Below are 26,954 nucleotides of genomic sequence, written 5' to 3'. Positions count from 1 at the left end.
TCTATATCCTATGCTGTGGGACGCCTAAAGTCAATCAGCCTGGCCTATTTGTTACTGAAATGTAATAGAGGGCTGGTTCAGCCATCTCTATATGAACAGATTTTGCGAAAAAGTAGACTTTAGACGCTTAATTTCTTATAATTATTGTAACCATGTTTCATGTGGTGAAACATTAGGAGGGGCGGGAGCAAGGAATGGAAGACCGCAAATTGACCGTACGCGCCGTCGAGCGCGCACTTGATATATTGATGTGTTTTACCAGGAACAGTGAGCTTGGACTGACTGAAATTGCCGGACAGATCCACCTTCATAAAAGCACGGTGCATCGTCTGATGACGACGCTTGAAGAGAGAGGTTTTGTGATCCGGGATGCGGCAACGGAAAAGTACCGCTTGGGTCTGAAAGTCTGGGAGCTGTCCACTCATCTGTCCAAGAGCGATGATCCTGCCGTGCTGCTCCTTCCGGCGATGGAACGCCTGCGTGACCGGCTTGGCGAGACGGTGAGCCTATATTTGCGGGACGGAAAGGACCGCCTGCGGATTCAGGCAGTGCAGAGCAACCAGGCGATCCGTCGTGTGGCCCAGGTCGGAGCAAGACTTCCCTTGTATGTAGGCGCATCCAGTAAGGTGCTGGTAGCCTTTGCCACACAGGAAGACCAGCAGGAGCTGTTTCAGGATCCCGAGTGGCCGGATATGTCTGACCCGGATGCATATCTCCAGATGCTGGAGGAGATTCGGGAACGGGGGTACGCTACGAGCTTTGAGGAGCGTGAACCGGGCGCGGCCGCGGTAGCCGTGCCAATCGTGAACAGAAGCGGGGTTGTCGCTGCTGCGTTGTCCGTTTCCGGGCCTGTCGGCCGGATTTCAACCGATACGCTCCATGAATTTGCGCCTGTGCTGAAGGAAGCTGCCCGCGAGATGGGCATGATGATATAAACGAATAAAGCCCGCTAAGCCGTGAAGTACGGCTTAGCGGGCTTTATTTTCTATTCGTCGGTGCGCTGCAAAGAAATGAAGTGGTCTACCTGTATAATATCAGGAGTCAGAATTATCGTTCAATATTCTCTTCAAACCAGCGTACGATATGACTGAGCCGTCTGGTGCGAAGATGAGGGTTGCCGCTTCTGGACAGATTATGGTCTGCGCCCGGGAAGCGGATCAATTGAGTTTTCTTACCGAGCCGCTTCAAGGCAACAAACATTTGCTCGCCTTGCTCAATAGGACAGCGCATGTCCTGCTCACCATGGAGAATGAGTAGCGGTGTGTTAACATTTTTTACATAGGCCAGCGGCGAATGCTTCCACAGCTTTTCAAGATCATCCCATGCGTTACCCCAGATTTGATCCTCGGTGAAATGATATCCGATATCGCTTACGCCATAGAACGAGAGCCAATTCGAGATAGAACGCTGGGTAACAGCCGCCTGGAAGCGGTCAGTATGCCCAACGATCCAGTTGGTCATAAAGCCGCCGTAGCTGCCCCCGGTTACCCCGAGACGGGAGCCGTCCACATACGTGTAGGTTTCCAGCACATAGTCCGTGAAGTCCATGAGATCCTGATAATCGCGTCCACCGTAGTCTCCACGGACCGTGTTGACATGGTCTTGGCCGTAGCCGTGTCCGCCGCGCGGATTCGTATAGAATACAGCAAAGCCCGCTGCGGCAAGCAACTGGAATTCATGCATAAACGTATGACCGTACATGGCCTGCGGACCGCCGTGGATTTCGAGAACGCCAGGGATCTTGGAGCCTTCCTGGAAGCCGATTGGCTTCATGATCCATCCCTGCATCGGCCAGCCGTCGCCAGCCCGGAATTGGAACTCCTCCGGCTCGCTGAGCTCAAGTTCGCTCCAAAGCTCTTGATTGCATTCGGTCAGGCGGGTTTCCGTACCGCTGGCTAGCTCCATCCGGAACAGATCCCCCGGATGCAAAGGATCAGCTGCTGCGAATATTAAACCGCCATTTGGCGTCAGGGCGAATTGGTAGATTTCACGGTCACCGCCGGCAATGATCTCAAAGTCCGAGCCATTCAGGGCAAAGCGAGCGATTTCCACACGGCCATTTTGGCTGATCTGGATATAAACGGACTGTTTATCCTGACTGTATACAGGCGGTGTTCCGGCACCGGAGCGCATGTCGCTGACGCAGCTGTGGCCGATCTGAATGTCCAGATCCGTGTAGAGGGCTTGGTAATCGCCGCCAACGGCCGGAATGAGGTAGATGCGGGTCAGTGTGGCATAACCGCAGGACATATCATCAGCGAGCATCAGAATAGACTGGCCGTCAGGTGAGTAGCTGACATATCCGATGCTGATTTTACCGTCTGTAAGCTGGCGGGCTGCGCTGCCTTCACGGTCTGTAACATATAAGTCGTTCGTTGGTCTGAGATCCGGGTCCGTAATATCCTCGGTAGGAAGCTCCGCTGTATAAGCGATTTGAGCACCGTCAGGCGACCAAGCGAAGGAGCCGACATCAAATGCTCCCGAAGTAATCTGTTTGCTGCTTTTTGCGCCAATATCAAAAACGAATAAATGAGTTCTGCGGCTGCCCATCAGGCCTGTACCGTCGGCTTTATAGCGGATGCGGTCGATAATTTTCTCTTCGGGCAGTTTGGGCTCATCTTTGGCTGCATGTGTATCTTCCGTTTCATCCGGCGCTTCCGCCTTAAGCAGCAGGGCTGCTCCATCGGGCGACCACGCGTATGCGCTTACACCATGTTTGATATCGGTCACGGCCTGTGCTTCGCCACCATGTGCAGGCAGCAGCCATACTTGGCGAGCGTCACCTTTTTTGCGGAGAAAAGCCAGGTGTGAACCGTCTGGAGACCACTGCGGGGCTCCGTCCAGTTCACCTGCGGTAAATGGAACATCACCACTGCCATCCGGATGAATCAGCCGGATCTGGGTTACGTATCCGCCATGCTTGCTGTTGACTGATTTGAGTATGTACGCAGTCGCACCGTTTTCAGGAGAAACTGCCGGGTCACTAACCCATTGCATGCGATGTAGATCCTCGGCTGTCATCACGCGTTTTTCACTCATTGAAATAGACCTCCCATAGAGAAAATAAACACTAGCTTGTGTTCATTATCCCAGAGAATGGATGGTAAATCCATCCCGGGCGGATGAAGCCGGGGACATACTGCAGCGTTAGTTATTCTTTATTTACGCTTCTGAATCCAGACAGCCATATCCGAGATGAGTTCAGAAGATACATTGGAGGGCTTCACATATTCTGCTCCGGTAGAAATACCATCATAGTTTGCAAGCAGATGGGTCATGTTCGGATAAGATTTGAATTCGACGTCGCTGCGGTCTTTCAGCGCGCTTTCCCACTGTTTAAATTGTTTCATGGTTACCTGCCAGTCATTTTCTCCTTGAAGGACCAGCATGGGTGTATGCTGCTTCTGTGCGAGAACGGTCGGCTTGTAGTTCTTCTGCTCAAACCACCAGTAGGCAGGGGAGAGCGGGAAATTCTCAGGCATATGGTCCACCGTATACTGCGGATCATTAACAAGATTGGCAATGCCGGTCCAGACAGCTGCCTGCTGTTCATATGGAGTCGGGTCCTGGCCCAATTCTTTGATGCGTGCCACTAGCTCCTGCTGCTGCTCGATCAGGGTATCCGCAAAACTCGAACTCGGGCCGGAGAGCAGAATGGCGCCGGCAATATCATGATTCTGATCGGCATCGATAATCAGCGGCATGGCAAAGCCGCCTTGACTGTGACCAGCAACAAAGACATGCTCTGCGTCGATCTTCGTTGTTTGTTTCAGTAGTTTGACTGCGGATATAGCGTCGTCCACGGTTTCCCTTTTCAACGTTAACTTCGGGTCGCCTGCGATCTTAAAGGTATGCTCATACGTCACCTTGTCATAGCGCAGGACTGCAATCCCTTTTGCAGCCAGGCCGACGGCCAAATCTCGGAGCGGTTTGGCGGCTCCGGTAGAGGTATCACGGTCCTGAGGGCCGGAACCGTGAACAAGGACGACCGCAGGGAATGGGCCATCGCCTTGAGGCAAGGTCAGGGTGCCTGGCAGTGCGAGGTCGCCGGTTCCAATTCGTATCTCCTGTTCGGTATAGACTGTAGGATTGTCATACGCCGGCTTTTGGTATCCTGCGGCACTGGCAGGGTTGATAAGCATATCATCCACCAGCCCGTCTGTACTCAGCCGGAGTGTGATATTCAGAGGGATCTGGCCCATTTGGACGGAGTAGGTTGCGTTATGATGAACTGCGTTGTCCTGTTCTGTTTTGAGAGGCTCGCCAGATACAGCTTTGCCATACAGCTGCTCATAATTGCTCCACAGTATATTCAGAGCTTGAACCGGCAGGGCTTTTTTGAGCGCAGGGCTCATATAATCAGCGGCTTTCGTGCCGTTACCGGCTTGGAGTTCTTTGAAGAACGAATCTGCATTGTTATCCGAATTTGATGAATCATTCAAGCTGCCACTGCTGGCTGATGCTTCCCCAAATATGCCGGGTAGAAAAGCTGCGGGGACCAGTGTTCTTCCAGCAACGAGGCGGACAGAGCCGCCTACCTGTACGGTTTTGCCATTGAGTACGCCTTGAGTCTCACCCGGAGTAATAACCAGTGTCTGGCCGCCCTTGTTCAGCGTGATGGTATGAGCAGATTGATCCCACTGAATCTGTACATTAAGCTTTTCGGCAATCTCGCATACGGGCGTATAGGATGCATCTCCCTGGGAGTCCGAAGCTGCAACGACTGCTGGTACGGAGAGGGCAAGAACGAGAGAAGCAGCTGCCGCCTTGTTGATTTTTGAAGGCTTTTTCATTATATATAATCCTCCTTGAGAGACGTTAAAGGTCTCTTCTATTTTTCTACCCTGCACCTTCTCTTCAGGGAAGTATATTACCCTGCAAAAAAGCCAACGGCAGTGATAACAACCAACGTAATTACAAATACCATCCAGGCCGTAGGCCGGGCGAAGTTCACTGTCCAGCCGATCCCCATCCGTTTTTCTACAAACAGGGCCGGGTCGCCGGGATTAAAATAGATGAAGCCCAGCTTCCAGAAGCGGTCATCGCCGAAGGCGGAGGTGCCCGTACTCAATGGACGCCCGATGCGACGGCCACCCTGGCCTGTGGTAAAGGAGAGGATCAAAGCCATAACGACGATCAGAGAGGGCATCAGCAGCGTAACTAACAATACGAAGCTTGCATGCAGTTCAAATATCATATTCAGCTGGATAAACGAAAGCATAAGCACCATCATCATGCCGGCGATTGCGCAGAACATGGACCATCTGAGACGGAAGATAGCATTCCGCTGAACCGATTGTTCCGGGTGATCAGGATTGATCTGTTGCTTGCTTTTGAGAATCATCCAGTTGATGAATATAAAGAGGGCAATCATGACCAGTTGCATCAGGTTGGGCCCCAGCACGGTCCGGAAGGACTTGACAGCGGAACGGGTCACTTCACCCTGCCAATCGAACTTCATGGGAAGATCGGCCGGGAAGCGGTCGTAATATACGAGCGCCAGAATGGTACTGATCAGCATAACGCCAAGATGAAGTACATACCATTTGTTTGAAATCGTCATTTTATGGCTGCGGAACTTCGTATCAATCGCAATTTTGCCGATTTTCAATGTGGCCGGAGGCAAGGATGATTTCACTTTTTTCATCTTCAGATAATATGTCAGATTGATAACCGCGGAACAAATGATCACTACTGTGATATATGAGGACAGGACGTATGCCAGGCCTTTTTCTTCAGTGCGCAGCAGGATGAGCAGGCATGCCAGAAGCAGCAGGGTATAGAGGATGCCGCTGACCCAGGCGTATTGCTTCCGCATCTGGCGGAGCTGCGGGCTGTGGTACATCTCCTCGCTGACCGAGATGCCGAAGCTAACCGTTTCCCTGCTGAGAAATGGCATGGCAATTATCGTGATGGAGATGGGGATGAACATGACAACAGTCATTAAAGCGGATATCCAGAACATTACGCATTCTCCTTTTCACCGTGTAAAATGTCATCATAAAGCGATTCGACGATTTGGAGCAGGTGCTCTTTATCCACGCTCCGGCAGATGGCCTCAGCGATCATCGGTCTGAGCTGTTCGGTCTGCTTTTGTTCATACTCGGGGGTTATGCCAGGCATGCCCTCCGGATTAACAACGACCCCTTTTTGCCGGTGTATTTGGATAAAACCCTCCTGCTTCAGCAATGTGTAAGCTTTGTTAATGGTATGCAGGTTGACGCCGATATCCGAAGCCAGGCTCCGCACGGAGGGCAGGTCTTCTCCCGGCTTGAGTTCGCCGCTGGCAATGCCTTCAATTATCTGGTTCATCAGCTGCGTATAAATGGGAAGATCCGACTGCATATCCAGACGGATGATCATAGGAAGACCCTTCTTTCAGCAATAAATTTTAAAAAACCATCTGTTATACTACAAATATAACAGATGGAACAATATCATGTAAATAGACGAATGATGCATATACATAAAAAAAGAGCGACTGCCAAATGCAGACGCTCTTTTACAATATGAATCTTATGGGTGGAAGGGGGGGCCACTCATAAGGAGGAATAGGTGCGCTTCAACTTTTCGTTTAACGTTTTTGATTCAATTTCTCCGTAAGAACCTCCTTGAAGGTCAGCGGTTTATCGATGGAGTTATCCTTTTTCTGCGCTGCAGTGACCTGGGGTCTTGGATAGGCATGGTGAAAGGGCATCATTTGCGGAACATTCATCAATTTCTCTCCTCCTCTTGCAGGTCCTTTAATTCTTCATCCTTAAAGCTTATGTATGCAGTAGCATGATCTTGTTGACCGGCTCTTATTTTCTTTACCCGCCTCATTCGGTCCTTAAACGGAATATCCGGATTTTGGGAGAATGGTCATGTGATTTTAGGGCTGACGGATGAGTATAGGACCGAAGGTCCAGCTCCGGAAAAAAGGATATTGCTACGACACTTTATGTCATACCTCATGCCATATAATGGTCATGTAAACAGGAACAATTATTGAAATGAGGTTGGATGAACAATGGCAAAAACCAAAAGAGGACGTATTCTCTGGAATCTCCCATCCAGAGGCCGAGGTACATGTCCCGTTTGTGACAGCAAACGGATCAAGCTGCTGTATACGCGTACCACGACGGACGGATCATCGCTCAAGGTATGTAAGAAATGTTTTAATGCCGTTCAAGAGAGAGTGGATGCTGCTACAGCCCATGGTAAAGACTGACAAGCCGGTACCGGAGCCAAGTTCCTGAATGAGCTGGTGAAGTAACAGGTGTGAAAAAATGGCTTGAATCCCAAGGCCTGCAGATGCTTCAATAGAAGCTGCAGGGTTCCAAGTGCGATAAGGGGGCAGCCGACATATGAGCAATATGCATAGAATTCACTGGTTTGATCAGCGAATCAGGGAAGGGCATTATCCGAGCAGCAAGGATATTGCCCTCCAGTTTGAAATATCCAGGAGGCAGGCGCAGCGGGATATTGAGTACCTGGCGGTCTCCCTGCGGGCTCCGCTTCTCTACATAGCCAAGCACCGCGGTTACTGTTACGAAGATAAAACATACGTGCTGCCGCATTTATATATGACTGAAGAAGAGAAGGAAGTACTAAAGTTTTTGGCGCGGAAATATGGCCAGTTCAGCAGTGATCAATCCAGTGTTCAGCGGGTCGCGCATCTGCTCGGCCGCTTTACCGGAGAAGAGGAGACGGAAGCCTTTGGACGGCTGCCGTTCTTTGAAGCTCAGCCGCGCTTGATCGAGATCAGCGGACAGCTTGCCTTTGCGATTTCTCAACGAAAAATCGTGCATATCCGCTATCGCGATGAAGCCGGGGAGATGAGGCTCGACATATGTCCGGTTCAATTGTTATCCAGATACAACGCGGATTACGTGGCGGCTTATGGAGCGGACGGAAGCCGGAAGCGACTGTACAGGCTTGATGGCATAGGAGACTTGCATGTAACGGCCCGAATATTTGAGGATAGGGATGAGCAGAACGCCGCGGTGATCGAGCGAGATTTCCCGGCCATCAAGCCGTTCACGGCCAGAATCAAGCTGAATCATGAACTGGACGATGATACTTGGTTTGGATATGCTGCGAGACCTGTAGTTGAGCTTTTGTATGAGATTGATTTTTACGATGTAGAGTCTTTTATGCAGCAGTTGATGCGGACAGCCTGGCAGCAGCTGGAAGCACCCAAATGGCTGAGACAGAAGCTTCAGGACCGGTGCGAGCAGGTGCTGAACTGTTTAAACGGAGAGGGGGAGCGATGATGTCCGGCGTCATTTTACAGGATCTTAATTTCAAAAGAGAATCAAAATCCTTTATCGACGCTTTATATGCGATTCTTACGGCTGCGGGCTTGTACGAAGGGCCCAAATACATGCTGTCCGCTTTAAGCGGGATGGCCTTTATTTTCACGGTACATGAACGGCTGCTCCATCTTTCGGTCACGGCTTACGGACAATGGGTAACAGTCCATAAGCGTGCGGCCGACAGCCTCGGTATTTACACGGTCTCGGACGGGGGACGCACGCGGCATCCGACATTCCCGCGCTACCAGCAGGACGCGGTCCAGTGGATAAAGGAGAGCCTCGACAAGGGGATAGGGGTGGTCTATTGGATTCCGGAGTTCGGCGTGATTTACGGTTATGATGACGAAGATCGGGTGTTTTATGTGCAGGACGGTTCAAACGAAAACCGGCTGGTGCTGTACGATAACCTAGGCCTGAACTTTACGCCCTTCTGGCATGCGCAAGCTTTTGGGGACAGCGTAGAGATCGATCCCGAACAAAAGGTGCTTGAGGCGCTTCGGATGGCAATTGACGATTGGAACACGCCATATCCGGTCCCGCCGGATGAGAGTATCGCTTCAGGCCGGACGGCTTATTCGTATTTGATCCGGGCTCTGATGCAGGGAGACTACGACGAAGCTGGGGCGGTTTATATTCTGGAGTCGTATCAGCAATCCAGACATGAGATCATGTTATTTTTGAAGGAGGCCGAGCGATTGTTTCCCGAGCTGAAAGAAGCCTCTGCCCTGTATGAACAAACGGTAGCCCTGTTCAAGCCGTCGGAATGGATACCTACCCGGAATGCGAAGCACAAATTCATTAATTCGCACGCGATGCCTTCCTTAATAGGAGCGCTTGAGAAGGCCTGCCGCTTGGAGGATGAAGCGGTGAACGTATTCCGGGGCATTTCGGGTCGGTATCCCGATTTGAAACGATCCATGGTTCCGCGCTGGGGTCTGCATATGGCAAGATAGCAAGAGGGGAGGATGGAAATGGGCGCGAAAATACTTGATGGATTGCGCATGGCGGTCGAATCCAGGTCATATATTGACGCCATGCATGCCGTGCTCACTCACGCCGGGTGGACGTCATACCCGAAACCGGTGTTATCGGGGATGACGGTAACAGGCTTTCGATTTGTGGTGGAACGCAGCCTCAGCTCCGAATTGGCAACGGCATACAACTGGATCGCGGAGAACTTTCTTGCCGCGGATTTTGTTGGCGTGACATCAAACCAGGCTGCCGGCTTTACGTTCGAGCCCACATTCCCGCTGTATCAGCATCAGGCTGTTTCCGATATGAAGGCAGCCATCGATCGGGGAAGGGGAGCGGTATTCTGGAAGGACCGTTTTGTCGTCGCCGCAGGCTATGACGATGAAGCAGGCGTATTATGGTATTCGGATGGGGAGGGCTTAGACCTCTGCCGGCTTTCTTATCAAGAGTTCGGGAGGAATGTGTCGCCGTATTGGCATTATCAAATCCTTGATTATCCGGTGGATCTGGATCCGATCGAGATCTATAAAGAGTCGTTGGTACAAGCCGTATACAAATGGGAAACGCATGACATCATGCTGCCGAAAGAAGATTACGCATGCGGCCGGGAAGCGTATGACGCGATCCGGGAGGCACTCGAAACGAGGTGCTATGATCCGTCTCAAGCAGCCGAGCTTTTCCGGTGTTATGCCGCATCCAAACGGGATATTAGCGAGTATATGGATACGCTAACGTCCCTCTGGCCGGAGCTCGGTGATGCGGCGGAAGCCTACCGGGTAGCGGCGGCTTCCTTCCGGGAGGCATTAGACCTGATGGAAGAGCAGAAAGGCATGATGGGAAAAGAATCCGGAAGCAGCCTAATCGGACGGATGGAGGAATGCCGGCAGTCGGAACAGAAAGCGATCGATGTGATCAAAATTTTCATGCGCGAGCGGATCGGCAACCGGTTTGATCATGTCGGACAGCGATAGAAACAGCACAAAAAAGGCGTCCCTTGAGCTAATTTCATGGCTCAGGGACGCCTTTTTCTATTTGAATCTTAACCTGTTGACGGATTATTGATTAGCGATCATTTGACGAAGCACCGTTTGCAGAATACCGCCGTTGTGGTAGTAGTCCACATCCACCATGCTGTCCAGACGCGCGGTAACCGGGAATTCGAACTTCGTACCGTCTTCGCGGATTGCCATAACGGACAGGTTCTCACCTGGCTTCACGTCATTGCTCAGTCCAACGATATCGAAGGTTTCTTTGCCGGTCAGACCAAGGCTCTTCCAGCCATGACCTTCCTGGAACTGCAGCGGGAGAACGCCCATGCCAACCAGGTTACTGCGGTGGATACGCTCGAAGCTCTCAGCGATAACCGCTTTGACGCCGAGGAGGAAGGTACCTTTTGCGGCCCAGTCACGGGAGCTTCCTGTACCGTATTCCTTGCCTGCGATCACGACGAGGTTACGGTCACCATTTTGATACTTCATGGAAGCATCGTAAATGGACATCACTTCATCCGTAGGCAGGTAAGTGGTTACGCCACCTTCAGTTCCAGGGGCAACCTGGTTACGGATCCGGATGTTGGCGAATGTACCGCGCATCATCACTTCATGGTTACCACGACGGGAACCGTAAGAGTTAAAGTCCTTGCGCTCTACGCCATGCTCTTTCAGGTAGAGACCTGCAGGGCTGGTTGGCGAGATGTTGCCGGCAGGAGAGATGTGGTCCGTGGTTACGGAATCTCCCAGCAATGCGAGTACGTTTGCGTCTTTGATATCCTTGATGTCGTTCAGTTCGGTACCCAGGTTTTCAAAGAACGGAGGGTTCTGGATATAAGTGGAGTTTTCATCCCACTCATACAATTCGCCTTCCGGAACCGGAATCGCGTTCCAGCGTTCATTGGCAGTAAATACGTTCGCGTATTTCTGACGGAACATTTCCGCGTTCAGGGATAAGCTGATCGCTTCTTTGATTTCTTCGGAAGATGGCCAGATATCTTTCAGATATACAGGCTCGCCCTTTTGGTCGTAGCCGATCGGATCGTTTTGCAGATCGATGTTTACGGTTCCTGCCAGCGCATATGCAACCACGAGTGGAGGCGATGCCAAATAGTTGGCTTTAACCTGTGCATGGACGCGGCCTTCAAAGTTACGGTTACCGGACAGAACGGCAGCTACCGTCATGTCGTTGTCGGCAATTGCTTGGCTGACTTCATCCGGAAGCGGACCGGAGTTACCGATACATGTCGCACAGCCGTAGCCGGCTACATAGAAGCCGAGAGCTTCCAGAGAATGCAGCAGATCAGCTTTTTTCAGGTACTCGGTTACAACCAGGGAGCCTGGTGTCAAGCTGGTCTTAACATAGCCAGGAACAGTCAGACCACGTTCAACCGCTTTTTTGGCCAGGAGACCTGCGCCCAGCATAACGCTCGGATTGGAAGTGTTGGTACAGCTTGTAATTGCCGCGATCACGACCGCGCCCGTACCCATTTCACTGGTAGATCCGTTTTTATGCTTAACGGTTACTTTTTCTTCGATTTTGGCATCGCTCAGGCCGTATCCGCCTTTTTCAATCGGTGTACGGACGATGTCATTGAATGCATGCTTCATGTTCGTCAGCTCGATGCGGTCCTGCGGACGTTTAGGTCCTGCAAGGCTCGGTACAACAGAAGCCAGATCGAGTTCGATAACGTCCGTAAACTCAGGATCTTCAGTGTTTGCTGTACGGAACATGTTTTGTGCTTTGTAGTAAGCTTCAACCAGCTCGATTTGCTCATCGGAACGTCCGGTGTTGCGCAGGTAAGCCAGTGTCTCGCTGTCAACCGGGAAGAAGCCGATGGTTGCGCCGTATTCCGGTGCCATATTTGCTACGGTCGCGCGGTCTGCCAGACTGATGTTGGAGAGGCCAGGGCCGAAGAATTCTACGAATTTACCGACAACGCCTTTTTTACGCAGCAATTCCGTAACCGTCAGCGCAAGGTCAGTAGCTGTAGAGCCTTCAGTCAGGCTGCCTGTCAGCTTGAAGCCGATAACATCAGGCGTTACGAAGTACAGCGGTTGTCCGAGCATGCCTGCTTCCGCTTCGATACCACCTACACCCCAACCCACAACGCCAAGACCGTTGATCATGGTCGTATGGGAATCCGTACCTACGAGGGAGTCAGGGTAAACAACGGTTTCGCCGTCAATGGTTTTGGTTGCTGCAACAGATGCGAGATACTCCAGGTTAACCTGGTGAACGATACCCGTAGCTGGTGGCACCGCACGGAAGTTGTTGAATGCGGTTTGAGCCCAGCGCAGGAAGCGGTAACGTTCCTCGTTGCGTTCAAATTCAACTTCCATGTTATAGTTCAGCGCTTCGCCATTGCCAAACGCATCGACCATAACGGAGTGGTCAATTACGAGATCAACCGGTACGAGCGGGTTAATGCTTTTCGGATCCCCGCCGGATTTCTTCACGGTGTCACGCATTGCGGCAAGGTCTACAACGACCGGTACGCCGGTGAAGTCCTGCAGTACGATACGGGCAGGAATGAAGGGAATTTCCTTGTTGTGGTCAAGACCCTCGTTCCATTTAGCCAGCTGGTTAACATGCTCCTCTGTAATCGCACGTCCGTCGAATTGACGAATTGCTGCTTCCAAAAGTACTTTAATGGAGAATGGGAGTTTGGAAATGCTGCCGATTCCTTGTTCTTCGAGAGCCTGCAGGCTGTTGTATCGGTAGCTTTTGCCGCCGACTTCCAGACTGCGGACGGTATTGAACTGATCCTTTGCTGTCATACATGTACCTCCTTGAGAATGTGATCTGATGAACATTTCAGGTGAGGATGGCTTGGGTGATGAGCGATAAGGGCAATCACTTTGCCGTTCCTTGTTTCACTAGATGAAACATAATTTCAAAATAGTGAGGTTTGCTTTAAGTATACCGTTTACAAGCCGTAGAGTAAAGAACTTTTTGCGTCTATTTATATGAAACGAAAGGATGGATTTCTGTACCGGGAAGAATGCCTCCAAGGTGCTCAAATCCTTGTGGTGCCAATGATTTGGGCTCACGGAACCACTGAATATATTCTTTCCTTGATGCCTCCCATATAAAACCTTAAATCAACTGCAGTTCATAGCGGCTCGTTTATTTTCATATATGTATAAATAAGAAGCCGTTTGACCAAAGGGATGGACGATCTATAAGGGGGAAATGGCTGCCAGTAACGGAAATGAGAGGGGAATAGAGCGGATGGATAAGGAATGGAAACAGACACTCTACACCTATGTGAATCAATATAACCAGCTTCAAATTGATTACAGATCCCAGCATGCGCAGCAGGTCGTCACCGACCCGGCATACCTGATGGCCAGGGCAGAACGTTCATCAAGACTCTCACAGTGGTATGAAGAGCGGGGAGCGCGCCCTCTGCGCAGTGAAACACGGGCCAAGCTGCAGCGAACCATTCGCGATACGCCGGATGAAGCGGTCATTGATGTGCAATTACATGTGCAGCTTTTTTATGAAAAGGGCGGCGTCAACCACATGGAGGAAATGGTTCAGCGGGAGCGTCTTACCCTGATCCGCGACGGGGATGATTGGGTGATCGTATCCGTTGAGCATCTTTCGCCTGAAAAGCATCCGGTGGCAGCTGGTGCCAATGCACCCGGAGGACCGCAGGACTATGTTTATCATTCGCATAGCAGCAGTCCGCAGCCGTATTTGAACTCTTACATCCTGCAGGGAGGTGGAGCGGGCCGAAAGTCGATCAAGTACCGGCGTGAGGAAGCCGCTGCATACGCCGATAAATGGTGGAACTCCAGTAATCCGGAATTTGCCGAATTCGATGTGGACTGCACTAGTTATGTCTCGCAATGTCTCTTTGCAGGGGATGCGCCAATCAACTATACTGGTAAAAGAGAAGCGGGCTGGTGGTACAAAGGATATGTGGGCGGCAGGGAATGGTGGAGCTACAGCTGGGCTGTCTCGAACGCATTGGCCAGATACCTTACGGCAAGCACTTGGGGAATCCGAGGTGAAATTGTGGAACGTCCCGAGCAGCTGATGCTTGGCGATGTCATTTTCTATGACTGGGATGGGGATGGTTCCTTTCAACATTCGACAGTTGTGACCGCTTTCGATGCTGGCGGACAGCCGCTCGTGAACGCACATACGGTCAGCAGTAAACACCGTTATTGGGATTATAAGGATTCCTATGCTTGGACCGAAAATACCGTATACCGTTTTTTGCATATTCCGGACTACTTCTAGAGCGTTATAATGGTTAAGAGTACGACAGCAGGAGCAGCCTGCAATACAGTGAAAAAGAGAGAGGTTAGGCATGGGGAACAACAAAACAACCGTAGGCCTTGTATACGGCGGCAAATCAGGCGAACACGAGGTATCGCTGCAGACGGCTTTTGCGGTCATGAACGCCTTTGATTATGATAAATACGAGCTGATTCCGTTCTACATCACGAAGCAGGGGGAGTGGAAAAAGGGAAGCACACTTTCCGCACCGCTTGAAAAGCTGGAGAAGCTGAAGCTGGAGCATGACAGTGAAGGAACTGAAGGAGCGCTCAGCGCTATTTTCAGCCGTTTGTACGGCGGAGATGCGAAGGTCGATCTGATGTTTCCGCTTCTTCACGGGACATTTGGCGAAGACGGGACGATCCAGGGCCTGTTTGAAATGGCAAATGTGCCGTATGTAGGTGCAGGGGTGCTGGCATCCGCGGCCGGGATGGATAAGGTCGTGATGAAAAAGCTGTTCGCACAGGCGGGCCTTCCGCAATGCGATTATAGCTACTTTACCAAACCTCAATGGGAACGTAACAGCTTTAATCTGATCATGGGCGTGGAGGATGACTTGGGCTACCCATGTTTCGTCAAACCGGCCAATCTTGGATCAAGTGTTGGGATATCAAAGGCCAAAAACCGTGAAGAACTAGAACATGCGGTTGAAGTTGCCTTCCGCTATGATGTAAAGGTTATTGTTGAGGAATTCGTGGATGCGCGCGAAGTAGAGGTCGCTGTTCTGGGCAATCAGGAGCCAATGGCTTCCGTTCCGGGTGAAATCGTATCCTCTGCTGATTATTATGATTATGCGGCGAAATATACCGATGGACAGTCGGAGATGGTGATTCCGGCAGCAGTGGATTCAGAAGTGGCGGATCGTCTGCGTGAATCGGCACTTATTGCATTCCAAGCCATTGAAGGCAGCGGCATTACGCGGGCGGATTTCTTCCTCCGCAAATCCGACGGCGCAATTTTAATTAATGAAGTCAATACGATGCCGGGCTTTACGCCGTACAGCATGTATCCGCTGCTGTGGCGGGAGACGGGTCTCAGTTACGGAGCTCTGCTGGACCGGATGATTGAGCTGGCTCTGGAACGTTATGAAAGCAAGCAGGCACTCAGCTATACAAACGAACCGTAACCATCGCATTTTAAGATAGCAGTATCTAGGAGGTGTCCGGCCGGCGCAGTAAGAGGCCGGGCATCTTTTCATAAAGGATTTCGCAAAATTTCTGAATATAAGAAGGAGGTGCCATAGATGGGGTTTCAAACTGAATTCAATTCCGTTTGCAAGTTCAAGAGCGAACAGGAGCTGTATGAGCTCATGGAATACGGACGCGGCAAAATGGTCAAGCAGGGCTTTCGCGTATTTCCTACAGGCCAGAAGGTCATTGCCTATACGCCGGATAATGTTGCAGTAGCCATCGTCAAAATCGTAGGCTGCATTGCGGAAATTAATTTTCAGGGTCAGGAAGTCACTGAGGTTGAAATGGAGCTGATCCGTAAGCTGAACGAAGAGGAATCGCGGATCCAGACGGATTTGGCTTATGAGATGTTTTTTGGGGAACATAATCCTTAAGGTGTTATTAACTTGAGACCATAAGGAGTAGAGAAATCATGATCGTCAGGTTCGGCTATGTCGCAATGTCTATGCTTATCAAGGACTCGTCCCCATCCAAAACGATGACGATGGCGAGTTTCAGCAAGTTGAGTGACCGGGAAGCAGCGGTTCGCAAGCTGGAGCGGATTGCGGAAGGGAATTTGCATAATACGCTCCGACTGCTGAAGCATAATAATGGTAATGACATTCAGCTGTACCGGTTCTCATCCAAGTTGATTCCTCTGGCCACCCATGACGATCTAAAGGACTGGGATCCGTTTGTTGCGCTGAAGGAGGCTTTTGCCGAGGTTGGCCGTTATGTCCGTGATCATGAGATGAGAGTATCCTTTCATCCGGATCATTTCACCGTGCTCAGTACGCCCCGGCGGGAGGTTCTGCAGAATTCTATCCGTGACCTGCGATATCATGTAAAGATGCTTAAGGCCATGGGGCTGAATGCAACTGCCAAGAATAATATTCATATCGGTGGAGCCTATAAGGACAAGCCTTCCGCAGCTGGACGGTTCAAGGAGCATTTTGCCGGACTTGATCCTGATATTCAGGAACGTCTTACCCTTGAGAATGACGATAAAACCTTCACAGCTGTTGAGACACTGGAGGTATGTAAGTCGACTGGACTGCCGATGGTGCTGGATATTCATCATCACTGGGTGAATAATGACGGCGAGAAGGCGTGGGAGTTATGGCCTGAGGTTTTGCAGACCTGGGATGGACCGCTCGCTCAGGCTGATGCTGATTCCGACAAGCCGCTGCCGCCCAAGATACATATTTCCAGTCCGAAAAGCGAAAGCGATCCACGCAGTCATGCCGATCTGGTTGATCCAGGTCCGCTGCTTTCATTTCTGCGTGAGATCGCCGGCAGTACAACCGCGGTTGACGTGATGATTGAGGCAAAGAACAAGGACGTCGCCTTGTTTAATCTGATGAAACGTTTAGCTGATTATTCTGAGGATGGAGTCAAAGTCCTGGATGGAGCGAGTGTGGAAATTTCGGGCTGATCCGTAAAAAGGACGGCTAAGTTACTGCTTACCAGGAGGATGCCCTGAGGCGGCTGCGGTTTTTGCCTTCAGCTGCCAATTTGGGCGAAACTTTAAATCTTTCATTACGTATATTTTTAGAAGAATTAAATTTAAAAGAATGGGGCTTATAAGGAGCCCGGATAGATAATTGACGATAACACAGAAAGTAGAGTGAGCGCTTTGAACCAAGAGGATAAGACTCCTTATGTCGTGACGAGCAAAAGCTATACCGCTGTGGCGATAAATGCCGCTTCCAAGGCGGGTGAATGGATTAAAAGCAGATTGGGTACCGTAACACAATTGAATACCAAATCCGCTGTGAGCGACCTGGTGACGGAAGTGGACAAGGGAGCGGAGCAAATGATCCGCAAGCTGATCTTTACCCACTTTCCGGATCACGCGCTTCTCGGCGAGGAGGGCGTGGAGCCTGGACCGGAAGCTTCCACCCAAGCGCTGGAGAAAGTAGCGGAAGAAGAGTATTTGTGGATTGTAGATCCCGTTGATGGAACCACCAATTTTGTGCATGGTTTCCCGTTCTTTTCCGTTTCTATTGCACTTGCACATAAGGGTGAGGTCATTGTTGGCGTGATCTATGACCCTTCACGGGATGAAATGTTTGTAGCCGAGAAGGGAAAAGGCGCCTATGTTCATGGCAAACGCATGAATGTTTCCGGTGAGACTGAACTGGGCCAAAGCTTGTTGGCCACCGGTTTTCCGGTGGGGCGCGACACGACGCTTCCGGTTAATATGGCTGGTCTTGCATATCTGGCACCCAAGGTCCGCAATATCCGCTCGGGGGGCTCGGCAGCGCTGCATCTGGCATACGTGGCCGCAGGCCGCTTGACCGGCTTCTGGGAAATCGGACTTAATTCCTGGGATATCGCCGCAGGAGCGCTGATGGTTACGGAATCGGGCGGGCATATCACCGATACGATGGGCAGCCCGTACTCCCTTGGTGTACGGCATATCGCCGCAACAAACGGAGTTGTACATGCAGAGCTGGTGCAGGCTTTGAAAGAGGCTGCAGCCACCGGACTTGAAGAAAAGTAACAGAATCGTACATTGATCTGATACCGTTTCAATCCGCATAACACAGGGTAAACATATCGCACGGCGCCTTCCGGGCGCTGTTCAATCGCAAAGGAGTGTCTGGCAATGAGTGAAAATCACGATTTGGAGCGTCAGCTCAGTGAGATGCTAACCGAAGGCGAGATGGAAGATCTGCAAAACCGCAAGGATCAGGAGCGGGAGCTCATCTCACCCCGATATGAAGTGCGGATTCAGACCCAGTTGGATCCGATTGTGGAAGAAACATGGAAATACCGCAGCATGGCGCGGGAGCTGGATGACCGTTATGACCGCTATTTGGACAGAACAAAGCAGGCGAATACAGAGTCCAAACCAACAGATGAATAAAAATGTAATCTAAATAAGCAAAGCCTTTATGAAGCGCAATGATGCGATTTCATGAAGGCTTTTTTTAATGCCGTAATAATTTCAACCTTAAATCGAAATATTGTCTCCTCAAAATCTGCTGCTCTCTCCGGTAGACTAAATCTTGTAAACGTCAAACCTATTTTCGAGAGGGGTAAAGAGCAATGAAACGAGGTAAGAAATGGCCAATGCTGCTGCTTTCGCTGATGCTGACGGCATCACTCGCCGCATGTGGAGGAAAGAGCAGTACGCAGGACACCCAGACTCCTGAGAAGACGACAGATAATACAACCGCGCAAACCGATGATACAAAGAAGGATTCCGATGAAAAGGTGGAGCTGAGCTTCTGGTCGCTTGGCACAACCAACTACGAAGAGCTTGGCAAGGAGTACACCAAAGAGCATCCAAATGTAACGATCAAATTTCAAAATACCTCTGACCAGACAGCTCACCATAACAACCTGACCACTGCGTTGTCCGCAGGCTCAGGAGCACCTGACATCTTCATGCTTGAAATCGGCTTCATGGAGCGCTTTATCGGCGCCGAGGATAAATTTTATAACCTGAATGATTTAGGGGCTAAAGATATTGCCGGCAACTATCTGGACTGGAAATGGAAACAGGGGTCTTCCAAGGACGGCAGCTTCCAGATCGGTCTTCCGACAGATATTGGTCCGACCGTTGTATACTACCGCACGGATCTCGCTGAGAAAGCCGGACTTCCAACCGATCCGGATGCATTTGGCAAAGAGATCGATACATGGGATAAATTCGCCTCTGTGGCGAAGCAGTTCAAAGACAAAACAGGCAAACCGTTTGCTGACCTGACCGATCTGGTCTATAACGGTATCCGCGACCAATCCGAAGGTGAAATCTACTTCAGCAAAGAGGACGGCTCTTTCATCGGCGATAAAAACCCGCAGGTGAAGAAAGCATTTGACTTTACGGTCAAAGGAATCCAGGAAGGCTGGATCGGTAACACGCTGCTATGGTCTCCTGAATGGGGCCAAGCAACGAATGACGGTGGATTCGATGTTATGCTCGGCCCAGCATGGATGGCGGGCAACATCAAGAGCAACGGTCCGGACTCCTCCGGCAAATGGAGAATTACCCAGCTTCCTGAAGGCGCCGGCAACTGGGGCGGTTCATTCCTGACGCTGCCGAAGCAGGGCAAGCATTCGAAGGAAGCCTACGAATTCATTTCCTGGCTGGACGACAAGGAGAATCAGCTTGAATCATTCAAGACAAAAGGTCTGATGCCTTCCATTCCTGCTCTGTATACGGATGAAGCCTTCACAGGCTTTAAGGATGATTTCTTTGGCGGTCAGGCAACGGCTGTTGAATATGGTAAAGCTGCACAACGCGTAAAACCTGTATACTACGGACCGCTGCATGACCAAGTGGACACATTCTTCAAAGATGCGCTCAAGAACGTTCTTGAGAAGAAAGCAGACCCGGCGAAGGAATGGGATGCGGCCGTTGAGAAGGCGAAGACGCTCGCAGCGCGCAGTTAAAAGGATACATTAACGTGAGATGAGTGGTAAGCCAGTATCATCCCGAATCCGCAGGTTGGAGGGCAGACGCCCTCTCCGGCGGATTCGGTTATTCCCTATACTTCATGGAGGTGCGTCATGGCAGAACCCGTAACCGCTGTACAAACCGTTTCAGCAGGCAAGCGGCCTTTCTGGACTGAACAAAGGCGGAGCCGGTTAACGGCCTACACGTTTATATCGCCCTTTTTTATTTTGTTTGCCATCTTTGGCTTGTACCCGATCTTCTTTACGATTTACTTATCCTTTTTTAAGTGGGATGCGCTTGGACCGATGAAATATGTCGGCATGAAAAACTATGATCTGGTCACCAGTGACCCGATGTTTTGGACTTCATTCACGAACACGCTCATTATGGGCGTCATGGGAACAATCCCGCAGTTGATCATCGCGCTTCTGCTGGCCGTCATGCTGAATTCGGCCATGACCCGTTTCAAGAAAACGTTCCGGGTCCTCTTTTTCATGCCCAATATTACTTCGATTGTGGCTGTTACTCTCGTGTTCAGTACGCTGTTCGGCAATAACGGCATGGTCAACTGGCTGCTGCATCAGTTTGGAATGGAAAGCATGGCCTTTAATTCCGGCTGGTGGGGCGTTAAAATCGCCATCTCCACCATGGTGATGTGGCGCTGGACGGGCTACAATGCCATTATTTTCTTGTCAGGCCTGCAGAGTATACCGCTGGACTTGTATGAGGCGGCACGCATCGACGGCGCAAACCGGCGTCAGCAGCTGGCCTTTATCACATTGCCGCTCCTGAAGCCGTTCATCGTATTCGTAACATTGATCTCGACCATCGGTTCACTGCAGCTCTTTACGGAGCCTTATGTGTATCTTGGACAATCGGGAACAGGCTCCACACGTCAGGAAGGTATTACCATGGTAACCTATTTGTACAGTGAAGCATTCCGTAATGGCTTCTTCGGTACAGCGGCGGCTACGGCCGTGATGCTGTTTATCATCACCATCATTTTCTCCATGATCAATATGTGGGTATCGGGCCGTATGGAAGGCGACACAGGAGGTGGCAAGGCATGAGTTCGAATTCTTGGGCTGGCTCCTCCAGAGCACCTGGCGATGCCGGGTTTATCAGCAAAACAGTATTCTATATCCTGCTTATTATCGGAGCGCTGGCATCCATATTCCCGTTCTACTGGATGTTTGTCATTGCGACGAATGACCGCGGCGCCGTATTCCATATTCCGCCTTTGCTGACGATTGGCGGCGAGTTCTTCAATAACTTTCAGCGCGTACTGGAGCGGACGGATTTCTTCAGGGCACTGTTTAACTCCCTGTTCGTGTCGTCCATGGTGACGATTTCCGTAGTTTTCTTCTGTACGCTAGCGGGTTACGCTTTTGCTAAATATGAGTTTCCGTTTAAAACGGCTTTATTTTACTTTGTCATCGCGACATTGTTTGTACCTTCCCAGCTGAGCGTGCTGCCAACGTATATCATTATGGCGAAGCTGCACTGGATCGACACTTACCGGGCATTGATCGTGCCAGCGATGGTGAATGCCTTCGGTATCTTTTGGATGAGACAATATGTGTCCACGGCGGTGCACTCGGAGCTGATTGAATCCGGAAGGATTGACGGTGGCGGGCATTTCCGGATTTTCTGGAATATCGCTATTCCAGTCATTACACCGGCAATGGCGACGCTGGGCATCCTGAATTTCATGAATGTGTGGAATGACTTCTTCTGGCCTTTGGTGGTGCTGAAGAACAGCGAGCACTTCACGATTCAAATTGCGCTGCAGCAGCTATTTTCCAACCGCGACGGTCTGGACTACGGCATGATTATGTCCGCAACCTTCACAGCCACACTGCCGCTGCTCGTCGTATTCCTGCTGTTCAGCCGCTGGGTCATTGCCGGTCTGACCTCTGGTGCGATCAAAAGTTGAGTTGCTTCTTATTCTTTCGTTCCATCTATTTCATGCAAGGAATTATAAACATCATGAAGAATAATAGAGTAAAGTCACAGATCAGGGCGCAGGAGGACATGCGATGAAGCTCCGCCGTAAAATCTTGCTTGCTATTATTCTTCTTGTGTTTATACCCGTTATCGTAATGGGAGTGGTCTCTTATTATAATTTTTCGAGCGCGATGGAGAAGAAGTCGAATAACTTTTATTGGATATCTCTACTGGAGACGGACCGGAAGCTGAAGTTTGCGCTGAATGAGATTAACTCGATTTCGAATGCGGCTATCACGCAGCCGGCGATCCAGCAGGCATTAAAAAATCAAGACTCCATCATGACTTATGACCGCAAGCAGGAAATTAATAATTTGCTTATCAATCATCCGATGATTACTTCATTCAGTCTCTATTCGAAAACCAATCTCATCTATCAATACAATGCTCCTTTGTCTTACACCGATATGAAGCATCAGGTCTGGTTTGACGACATGCAAAAGGCAGAAGGCAGGCCGGTATGGTCTGGTCCGGGGGAGAATGGCTCTGCCGAGACTGGCAAGCCGGTCATGATTCATGCCCGCATCATCAAGGATTATTATTCGCTGGAGGATATCGGCTACCTCGTCATCTACGTGAAGCCTGATATTCTGGATCAGGTATTCTGGGAATCCGCCACGCTGAAGAGCGGTGATATACTGCTCGTCAATAAACAGGGCAGCATCGTATTCAATAAATCCGGCGGACATATTGGTGAGAAGGTGAATTTCCCCTTTTTATCGGATGGCTTCCATCAAGAGAAGGATTACTATGTAGACAGCTATCAGCATGAAAGGTCACTGATTACCTTTCTTCCATCACATAATGATCAGTGGTATCTGGTCGCCGTCACCCCGCTCAAGTTGATCCGCTCTGAATCCGTATCAATCCGGAACATTGCCGTTATTCTGGTGCTGTTCTCACTGCTGTCGGCCTTATGGTTCGACCAGTTTTTTATCCGGAGGCTTGTACGCAGCATTATCAGCGCGGTAAACGGCATGAAGCGGGTAAAGCAGGGGATCTTCGTGCCGATCCAGTCACATGTTGAGCGCTTTGACGAAACAGACCTGCTGATCGACGGCTTCAACCGTATGAGTCAGCAGATTCAAGAGCTTATCCAGCAGGTGGAGACGGAACAAACACGTAAAAAGGAAGCCGAGATGCAGGCGCTGGTCGCCCAGATCAACCCGCATTTTATATACAATTCGCTGGAATCCATTAATTCCATGGCCGTGCTGGCTGGCAACCGGGATATCAGTAAAATGGTCATCTCCCTAGGCAAGCTGCTGCGGATCAGCATCAGTGAGAATCATGAGCTTATTACTATGAATATGGAACTCGAGCATGTCCGCCATTATATGAATATACAAAAATACCGTTTCGAGGACCGCTTCGAATACGAGATCGACCTGCCTGAATCCCTGAAAAGCTTCATGACGCAAAAGCTGATTGTCCAGCCGATCGTTGAAAATGCCCTGTACCATGCGATCGAACCGATGGAGGAAAAGGGTTATATCCGAATTGTGGCGCAGGATGCCGGCAGTGACATCATCATCGATGTGACCGACAACGGTCCGGGATTCGATCAGACAACGCTTCTGCAACTGGGAGACGGGAACGCAAACGGCGTGAAGAAGTACCGCGACAGCGGCGTTGGATTGAAAAATGTGCATGAACGCCTCCGCATCCGTTTTGGCGGCCGCTACGGCATTTTCATATGTTCCTCTCCAGGCTTTGGGTCAACCGTCCGTATCAGGCTGCCCAAAATTATGCCATGAATTGACCAGCCGAGTGAGAAGGGGGAATAGGCCGTGAGGAAATTACGTATGAAAAAATGGCTGAACTGGAGCTGGGCTCTGCTGTATGCCGCGGTATTAACTGTCACCGTCACGCTGGTGGCAAGGGGCAACCATAATGCGATTGAAGAGGATACGACCGAGAAAATCACGCTCACCTTCCGCCATTTCTGGATAACGGAGCATGATCGGCCTATGCTGAATATTTTCGAGGATATCGTCCGTCAGTACGAGAGCTCCCATCCCAATGTGAAGGTCAATTTTGAGGGGATGGACCAGACGATTCACCGGGAGCAGAAGCTGAAGAGCGAAATGGTAACCGGTACACCACCGGATATGTTCGTACTGTTTGGCGGGGCTGAGATCGAGCCATATATCCGTTCGAATCGTCTGATGGATCTGACGGATTTTGTGAAGAGCAACCATCTGGAGAAGGAATTCAAGGACCTGCAGCTATGGACCTTTAACAACCGGATTTATGGTCTGCCGATTGAAGGCAACGCCGAGCCGCTTTACGTGAATACGAGTATCTTCAATAAGCTGGGGCTGGCACTCCCCGAAACGATCGGCCAGCTGAATGAGGCGGTAGAGGTGCTGAAGAAGAATGGATATACTCCGTTTGCGCTCGGTAATGAGGATCGCTGGCCTGCTGCAGTGTTCGCCCATTATCTGATGGACCGTTACAGCAATCCGCAGACGATTGATGATATCGTTCAGGGGAAAAGCGGGGCAGCCTTCCAGAACAGCGGGTATTTAAAGGCATTTCAGCAGCTTGAGGAATGGGGAAGAGAAGGAGCCTTCGGCCCATCCCCCAATGACCTATCCACAGAAGAGGCTATCGACCTGTTCACGCACGGAAAGGCTGCGATGTATTTGAACGGGAATTGGGACATCACATTGTTTCACAATGAGAAGGCTCCTTCTGATTTTCAAAATGAGGTGGGGGTCATTCCATTTCCGGCCCTGTATCCAGGTGGAGAGAGAGCTATTGCCGGGGGATATACCTTCGGGATCGGGCTCTCATCCAATTTGACCGAGGCGCAGAAGAAGGCAGCTTTTGAGCTGATGCAGGTCTTTTATTCCAAGGACGTGCAGAAGCAGATCGTTTATGAAGGTCTTCGAATTCCATCGATGAGGATCCATTTCGACGCAGAGAAGACAGGTCCGATTTTTACACAGGTTACGGGCCTTATGGAACAGAATCCGCAGACCTTTGTGCCGTATGACAATATATTGTCGCCTGAAGTGAAGAGATCGTTTCTGGCCGTTGTTGAAGAAATGATAAATCGTCAAATCACGGCCAAGGATGCGCTTGATAGAATGGACGATGCCCTGAAACAATACTGGAACCTGCGGCGCAGCTCCACCGTGAAATGAACAGGGGGTAAGAAGATGGGAGTATCAGCCAAATATAAAGTCATTCTCGTGGATGACGAGCCGATGATCCTGCGCAGCCTACAGGCTGCCATCGACTGGGAGGGGCTGGGACTAGAAGTCGCCGGAACTGCCAGAAACGGGGAAGGTGCGCTGAAGCTCATCAGTGAGCACTCACCGGATATGGTTATCAGCGATATCCGTATGCCCGGGATGGATGGCATTGCGCTGATGAAGGAAGTACTGACAGGCAATCCGAAACGGGTCTTTATCGTCATCAGCGGCTACGGTGAGTTTGAGTATGCGCGTGAGGCACTTCGACAGGGAGCCTTCGATTATATGCTGAAGCCCATTGATCACGATGAACTGACCGGCATGCTCCAGCGGGCTGCTGCGCATCTGGATGCCCAGACCGAGAACGACAAGCTGCTTCATTCCGTGCATGTGTTGTCGGTAATGGCGCGGGAGCGAATGTTTTCGGAGTGGATTGAAGGCAATGACCGGCCGCTCACGTATATGCAGTGGATGGAGAATAGTGAACTGGAGCAGGAATATTTTATGGCCGTCGTGCAGCTGGACCATTTTCTGCGCCTGAATGAGCAGTGGCTCATGGATGAGAAGCGCCTATGGCTATTTGCCATCCGGAATATTTTGGAGGAATGGTCCCTGCAGCATGGTGGATTGACGGTGTTCCCTTTTCACAGCGGCGAATGGATTATCCTTTTGCCAAAAAATCTTAAGCCGGAAAAAGCCAAGCTTGGCAACGATCTGATCTACCAGATCAAAAGGTATTCCAAGCTGAGCTGCTCTGTGGGTATCAGCCGCAGCAGCAAAGGGATCGGGCAGCTGAGCATGGCGTATCAGAGTGCTACACGGGCACTTTATCAACGCTTTTATTCCGAGCAGGAAGGGGTATTCATCGACCAGGGTGATATGGGAAATGAACCGCAGCCTGCAGAAATGAAATACCCCAAACATCTGGAAGCCGCGCTTATGGAAAGTGTCCGAACGCTGGATTCGCAGCGGATGGCTTCGCTTTTTGATGAGCTGAAGTTGTATATTGAGCAGCATGCTTTTGCCAAGGAGGCGGCGGAGCGGCTGCTTGTGGAAATTGCGGTTGTCCTCTACAGGCATCTGGAATATGCGAACCTGCTTGCCGAATGGCCGCTGGATGGCCTGATTCAGGATCTGCATGAAGCGGGAAATCTGAATGAACTGATCGGAATGTTGAAAAGAGCCTTCGCGCGGCAGATGAATGAGAGCCTCCGCAGTCAGGTGAAGGAGGACGGTCATTCGCTGATCGAAAAGGCGAAGGCTTATATTACGAACCATTATCACAAGGATCTGAGCATGGAAGAGGTTGCAGAAGTGGTGGACCTGAGCATCAGCCATTTCTGCACGCTGTTCAAGCAAATGTCCGGCTATACCTTCCTTGAATATCTGACCCAGTGCCGGATGGAGAAGGCCAAGTATATACTGAAGAATACAAGCGTCAAGGTGTATCAGATTGCACCGCTGGTCGGATACCAGGACGCGAAATATTTCACGCAGGTGTTCAAGAAAGCGACGGGACGCACGCCATCCGAATTTCGCGAAGAAACAGGTTAACCCTGCTAACAGAAGATGGTAAAATAGAGAGAGCCCTGTACCTGAAGGTACGAAGGGCTTT

The 26,954-nt window shown here is 50.6% G+C and carries 23 protein-coding genes; 17 read left to right on the top strand and 6 right to left on the bottom strand.

Annotation, left to right across the window (positions count from 1 at the left end):
* The first annotated feature begins 194 nt into the window (after positions 1-194).
* On the top strand, positions 195-935 hold the full coding sequence (locus E6W40_RS28150) for an IclR family transcriptional regulator (protein WP_136608868.1): 741 nt from the start codon (positions 195-197) through the stop codon (positions 933-935).
* A 112-nt stretch (positions 936-1,047) separates the two neighbouring features.
* Here E6W40_RS28150 and E6W40_RS28145 read toward each other — a convergent pair whose 3' ends face one another.
* From E6W40_RS28145 to E6W40_RS29670, 5 genes are all read right to left on the bottom strand, one after another.
* The gene (locus E6W40_RS28145; protein WP_136608867.1) at positions 1,048-3,039 is read right to left on the bottom strand and encodes an alpha/beta hydrolase family protein; all 1,992 of its coding nucleotides are present in this window, start codon (positions 3,037-3,039) and stop codon (positions 1,048-1,050) included.
* A gap of 119 nt (positions 3,040-3,158) precedes the next feature.
* Complete coding sequence (locus E6W40_RS28140) at positions 3,159-4,793, bottom strand: alpha/beta fold hydrolase (protein WP_136608866.1); 1,635 nt, start codon at positions 4,791-4,793, stop codon at positions 3,159-3,161.
* Positions 4,794-4,870: 77 nt separating this feature from the next.
* Complete coding sequence (locus E6W40_RS28135; protein ID WP_136608865.1) at positions 4,871-5,965, bottom strand: DUF1648 domain-containing protein; 1,095 nt, start codon at positions 5,963-5,965, stop codon at positions 4,871-4,873.
* Entirely contained in the window at positions 5,965-6,363 is a 399-nt protein-coding gene (locus E6W40_RS28130; protein ID WP_136608864.1) for a GntR family transcriptional regulator, read from the bottom strand. The genes E6W40_RS28135 and E6W40_RS28130 overlap by 1 nt, the downstream gene beginning before the upstream one ends.
* Before the next feature lie 211 nt (positions 6,364-6,574).
* The gene (locus E6W40_RS29670) at positions 6,575-6,715 is read right to left on the bottom strand and encodes a hypothetical protein (protein WP_168929087.1); all 141 of its coding nucleotides are present in this window, start codon (positions 6,713-6,715) and stop codon (positions 6,575-6,577) included.
* 294 nt (positions 6,716-7,009) lie between these two features.
* Here E6W40_RS29670 and E6W40_RS28125 point away from each other — a divergent pair, with 294 nt between their 5' ends.
* The 4 genes from E6W40_RS28125 to E6W40_RS28110 all read left to right on the top strand — a co-directional run bounded on the left by E6W40_RS28125 (position 7,010) and on the right by E6W40_RS28110 (position 10,240).
* A complete protein-coding gene (locus tag E6W40_RS28125) occupies positions 7,010-7,210 on the top strand; it encodes a hypothetical protein (protein ID WP_136608863.1) in 201 nt (66 codons plus the stop codon).
* 136 nt (positions 7,211-7,346) lie between these two features.
* The gene (locus E6W40_RS28120) at positions 7,347-8,255 is read left to right on the top strand and encodes a helix-turn-helix transcriptional regulator (protein ID WP_136608862.1); all 909 of its coding nucleotides are present in this window, start codon (positions 7,347-7,349) and stop codon (positions 8,253-8,255) included.
* A complete protein-coding gene (locus E6W40_RS28115; RefSeq protein WP_246073229.1) occupies positions 8,183-9,250 on the top strand; it encodes a BtrH N-terminal domain-containing protein in 1,068 nt (355 codons plus the stop codon). The genes E6W40_RS28120 and E6W40_RS28115 overlap by 73 nt, the downstream gene beginning before the upstream one ends.
* An 18-nt stretch (positions 9,251-9,268) precedes the next feature.
* Positions 9,269-10,240 (top strand): hypothetical protein, encoded by a 972-nt coding sequence (locus E6W40_RS28110; protein ID WP_136608861.1) that lies wholly within the window; start codon positions 9,269-9,271, stop codon positions 10,238-10,240.
* 84 nt (positions 10,241-10,324) lie between these two features.
* Here the strand turns inward: E6W40_RS28110 and acnA are convergent, their stop codons facing one another.
* Positions 10,325-13,039, bottom strand: a complete 2,715-nt coding sequence (acnA, locus tag E6W40_RS28105; RefSeq protein WP_136608860.1) for an aconitate hydratase AcnA — start codon at positions 13,037-13,039, stop codon at positions 10,325-10,327.
* Positions 13,040-13,493: 454 nt separating this feature from the next.
* Between acnA and E6W40_RS28100 the strand changes: the two genes are divergently transcribed.
* The 12 genes from E6W40_RS28100 to E6W40_RS28045 all read left to right on the top strand — a co-directional run bounded on the left by E6W40_RS28100 (position 13,494) and on the right by E6W40_RS28045 (position 26,893).
* Positions 13,494-14,513: an amidase domain-containing protein gene (locus E6W40_RS28100; protein ID WP_136608859.1), complete on the top strand. Its 1,020-nt coding sequence runs from the start codon at positions 13,494-13,496 to the stop codon at positions 14,511-14,513.
* Between the two features lie 70 nt (positions 14,514-14,583).
* Positions 14,584-15,678, top strand: coding sequence for a D-alanine--D-alanine ligase (locus E6W40_RS28095; RefSeq protein ID WP_136608858.1), 1,095 nt, complete (start codon positions 14,584-14,586; stop codon positions 15,676-15,678).
* 117 nt (positions 15,679-15,795) lie between these two features.
* The gene (locus tag E6W40_RS28090; protein WP_136608857.1) at positions 15,796-16,116 is read left to right on the top strand and encodes a hypothetical protein; all 321 of its coding nucleotides are present in this window, start codon (positions 15,796-15,798) and stop codon (positions 16,114-16,116) included.
* Positions 16,117-16,154: 38 nt separating this feature from the next.
* A complete protein-coding gene (gene uvsE / locus E6W40_RS28085; RefSeq protein WP_136608856.1) occupies positions 16,155-17,156 on the top strand; it encodes a UV DNA damage repair endonuclease UvsE in 1,002 nt (333 codons plus the stop codon).
* 201 nt (positions 17,157-17,357) lie between these two features.
* Positions 17,358-18,227 carry an inositol monophosphatase family protein gene (locus tag E6W40_RS28080; RefSeq protein ID WP_136608953.1) on the top strand — a complete coding sequence of 290 codons (870 nt, stop codon included), beginning with the start codon at positions 17,358-17,360 and terminating at the stop codon, positions 18,225-18,227.
* A gap of 105 nt (positions 18,228-18,332) precedes the next feature.
* Positions 18,333-18,593, top strand: coding sequence for a hypothetical protein (locus tag E6W40_RS28075; RefSeq protein WP_136608855.1), 261 nt, complete (start codon positions 18,333-18,335; stop codon positions 18,591-18,593).
* A 182-nt stretch (positions 18,594-18,775) separates the two neighbouring features.
* On the top strand, positions 18,776-20,125 hold the full coding sequence (locus tag E6W40_RS28070) for an ABC transporter substrate-binding protein (protein WP_136608854.1): 1,350 nt from the start codon (positions 18,776-18,778) through the stop codon (positions 20,123-20,125).
* A 117-nt stretch (positions 20,126-20,242) separates the two neighbouring features.
* Entirely contained in the window at positions 20,243-21,199 is a 957-nt protein-coding gene (locus E6W40_RS28065) for a carbohydrate ABC transporter permease (RefSeq protein ID WP_136608853.1), read from the top strand.
* Entirely contained in the window at positions 21,196-22,065 is an 870-nt protein-coding gene (locus E6W40_RS28060; RefSeq protein ID WP_136608852.1) for a carbohydrate ABC transporter permease, read from the top strand. Before E6W40_RS28065 ends, E6W40_RS28060 begins: the two co-directional genes overlap by 4 nt.
* A gap of 103 nt (positions 22,066-22,168) precedes the next feature.
* Positions 22,169-23,893: a sensor histidine kinase gene (locus E6W40_RS28055; protein ID WP_136608851.1), complete on the top strand. Its 1,725-nt coding sequence runs from the start codon at positions 22,169-22,171 to the stop codon at positions 23,891-23,893.
* A 48-nt stretch (positions 23,894-23,941) separates the two neighbouring features.
* Positions 23,942-25,288: an ABC transporter substrate-binding protein gene (locus E6W40_RS28050; protein ID WP_136608952.1), complete on the top strand. Its 1,347-nt coding sequence runs from the start codon at positions 23,942-23,944 to the stop codon at positions 25,286-25,288.
* Between the two features lie 15 nt (positions 25,289-25,303).
* Positions 25,304-26,893, top strand: coding sequence for a response regulator (locus tag E6W40_RS28045; RefSeq protein WP_136608850.1), 1,590 nt, complete (start codon positions 25,304-25,306; stop codon positions 26,891-26,893).
* The last annotated feature ends 61 nt before the right edge of the window (positions 26,894-26,954 follow it).

This window comes from Paenibacillus dokdonensis (assembly GCF_004916975.1).
GTDB classification, from domain to species: Bacteria; Bacillota; Bacilli; order Paenibacillales; family Paenibacillaceae; genus Paenibacillus_AQ; species Paenibacillus_AQ dokdonensis.
This window is presented reverse-complemented; position numbering and strand designations above follow the sequence as displayed.

Bases quoted from the DNA above. Each gene is read 5' to 3' on its own strand.
- E6W40_RS28150 (WP_136608868.1), top strand. From the start codon at position 195: ATGGAAGACCGCAAATTGACCGTACGCGCCGTCGAGCGCGCACTTGAT.
- E6W40_RS28145 (WP_136608867.1), bottom strand. From the start codon at position 3,039: ATGAGTGAAAAACGCGTGATGACAGCCGAGGATCTACATCGCATGCAA.
- E6W40_RS28140 (WP_136608866.1), bottom strand. From the start codon at position 4,793: ATGAAAAAGCCTTCAAAAATCAACAAGGCGGCAGCTGCTTCTCTCGTT.
- E6W40_RS28135 (WP_136608865.1), bottom strand. From the start codon at position 5,965: ATGTTCTGGATATCCGCTTTAATGACTGTTGTCATGTTCATCCCCATC.
- E6W40_RS28130 (WP_136608864.1), bottom strand. From the start codon at position 6,363: ATGATCATCCGTCTGGATATGCAGTCGGATCTTCCCATTTATACGCAG.
- E6W40_RS29670 (WP_168929087.1), bottom strand. From the start codon at position 6,715: ATGAATGTTCCGCAAATGATGCCCTTTCACCATGCCTATCCAAGACCC.
- E6W40_RS28125 (WP_136608863.1), top strand. From the start codon at position 7,010: ATGGCAAAAACCAAAAGAGGACGTATTCTCTGGAATCTCCCATCCAGA.
- E6W40_RS28120 (WP_136608862.1), top strand. From the start codon at position 7,347: ATGAGCAATATGCATAGAATTCACTGGTTTGATCAGCGAATCAGGGAA.
- E6W40_RS28115 (WP_246073229.1), top strand. From the start codon at position 8,183: ATGGCTGAGACAGAAGCTTCAGGACCGGTGCGAGCAGGTGCTGAACTG.
- E6W40_RS28110 (WP_136608861.1), top strand. From the start codon at position 9,269: ATGGGCGCGAAAATACTTGATGGATTGCGCATGGCGGTCGAATCCAGG.
- acnA (WP_136608860.1), bottom strand. From the start codon at position 13,039: ATGACAGCAAAGGATCAGTTCAATACCGTCCGCAGTCTGGAAGTCGGC.
- E6W40_RS28100 (WP_136608859.1), top strand. From the start codon at position 13,494: ATGGATAAGGAATGGAAACAGACACTCTACACCTATGTGAATCAATAT.
- E6W40_RS28095 (WP_136608858.1), top strand. From the start codon at position 14,584: ATGGGGAACAACAAAACAACCGTAGGCCTTGTATACGGCGGCAAATCA.
- E6W40_RS28090 (WP_136608857.1), top strand. From the start codon at position 15,796: ATGGGGTTTCAAACTGAATTCAATTCCGTTTGCAAGTTCAAGAGCGAA.
- uvsE (WP_136608856.1), top strand. From the start codon at position 16,155: ATGATCGTCAGGTTCGGCTATGTCGCAATGTCTATGCTTATCAAGGAC.
- E6W40_RS28075 (WP_136608855.1), top strand. From the start codon at position 18,333: ATGAGTGAAAATCACGATTTGGAGCGTCAGCTCAGTGAGATGCTAACC.
- E6W40_RS28070 (WP_136608854.1), top strand. From the start codon at position 18,776: ATGAAACGAGGTAAGAAATGGCCAATGCTGCTGCTTTCGCTGATGCTG.
- E6W40_RS28065 (WP_136608853.1), top strand. From the start codon at position 20,243: ATGGCAGAACCCGTAACCGCTGTACAAACCGTTTCAGCAGGCAAGCGG.
- E6W40_RS28060 (WP_136608852.1), top strand. From the start codon at position 21,196: ATGAGTTCGAATTCTTGGGCTGGCTCCTCCAGAGCACCTGGCGATGCC.
- E6W40_RS28055 (WP_136608851.1), top strand. From the start codon at position 22,169: ATGAAGCTCCGCCGTAAAATCTTGCTTGCTATTATTCTTCTTGTGTTT.
- E6W40_RS28050 (WP_136608952.1), top strand. From the start codon at position 23,942: ATGAAAAAATGGCTGAACTGGAGCTGGGCTCTGCTGTATGCCGCGGTA.
- E6W40_RS28045 (WP_136608850.1), top strand. From the start codon at position 25,304: ATGGGAGTATCAGCCAAATATAAAGTCATTCTCGTGGATGACGAGCCG.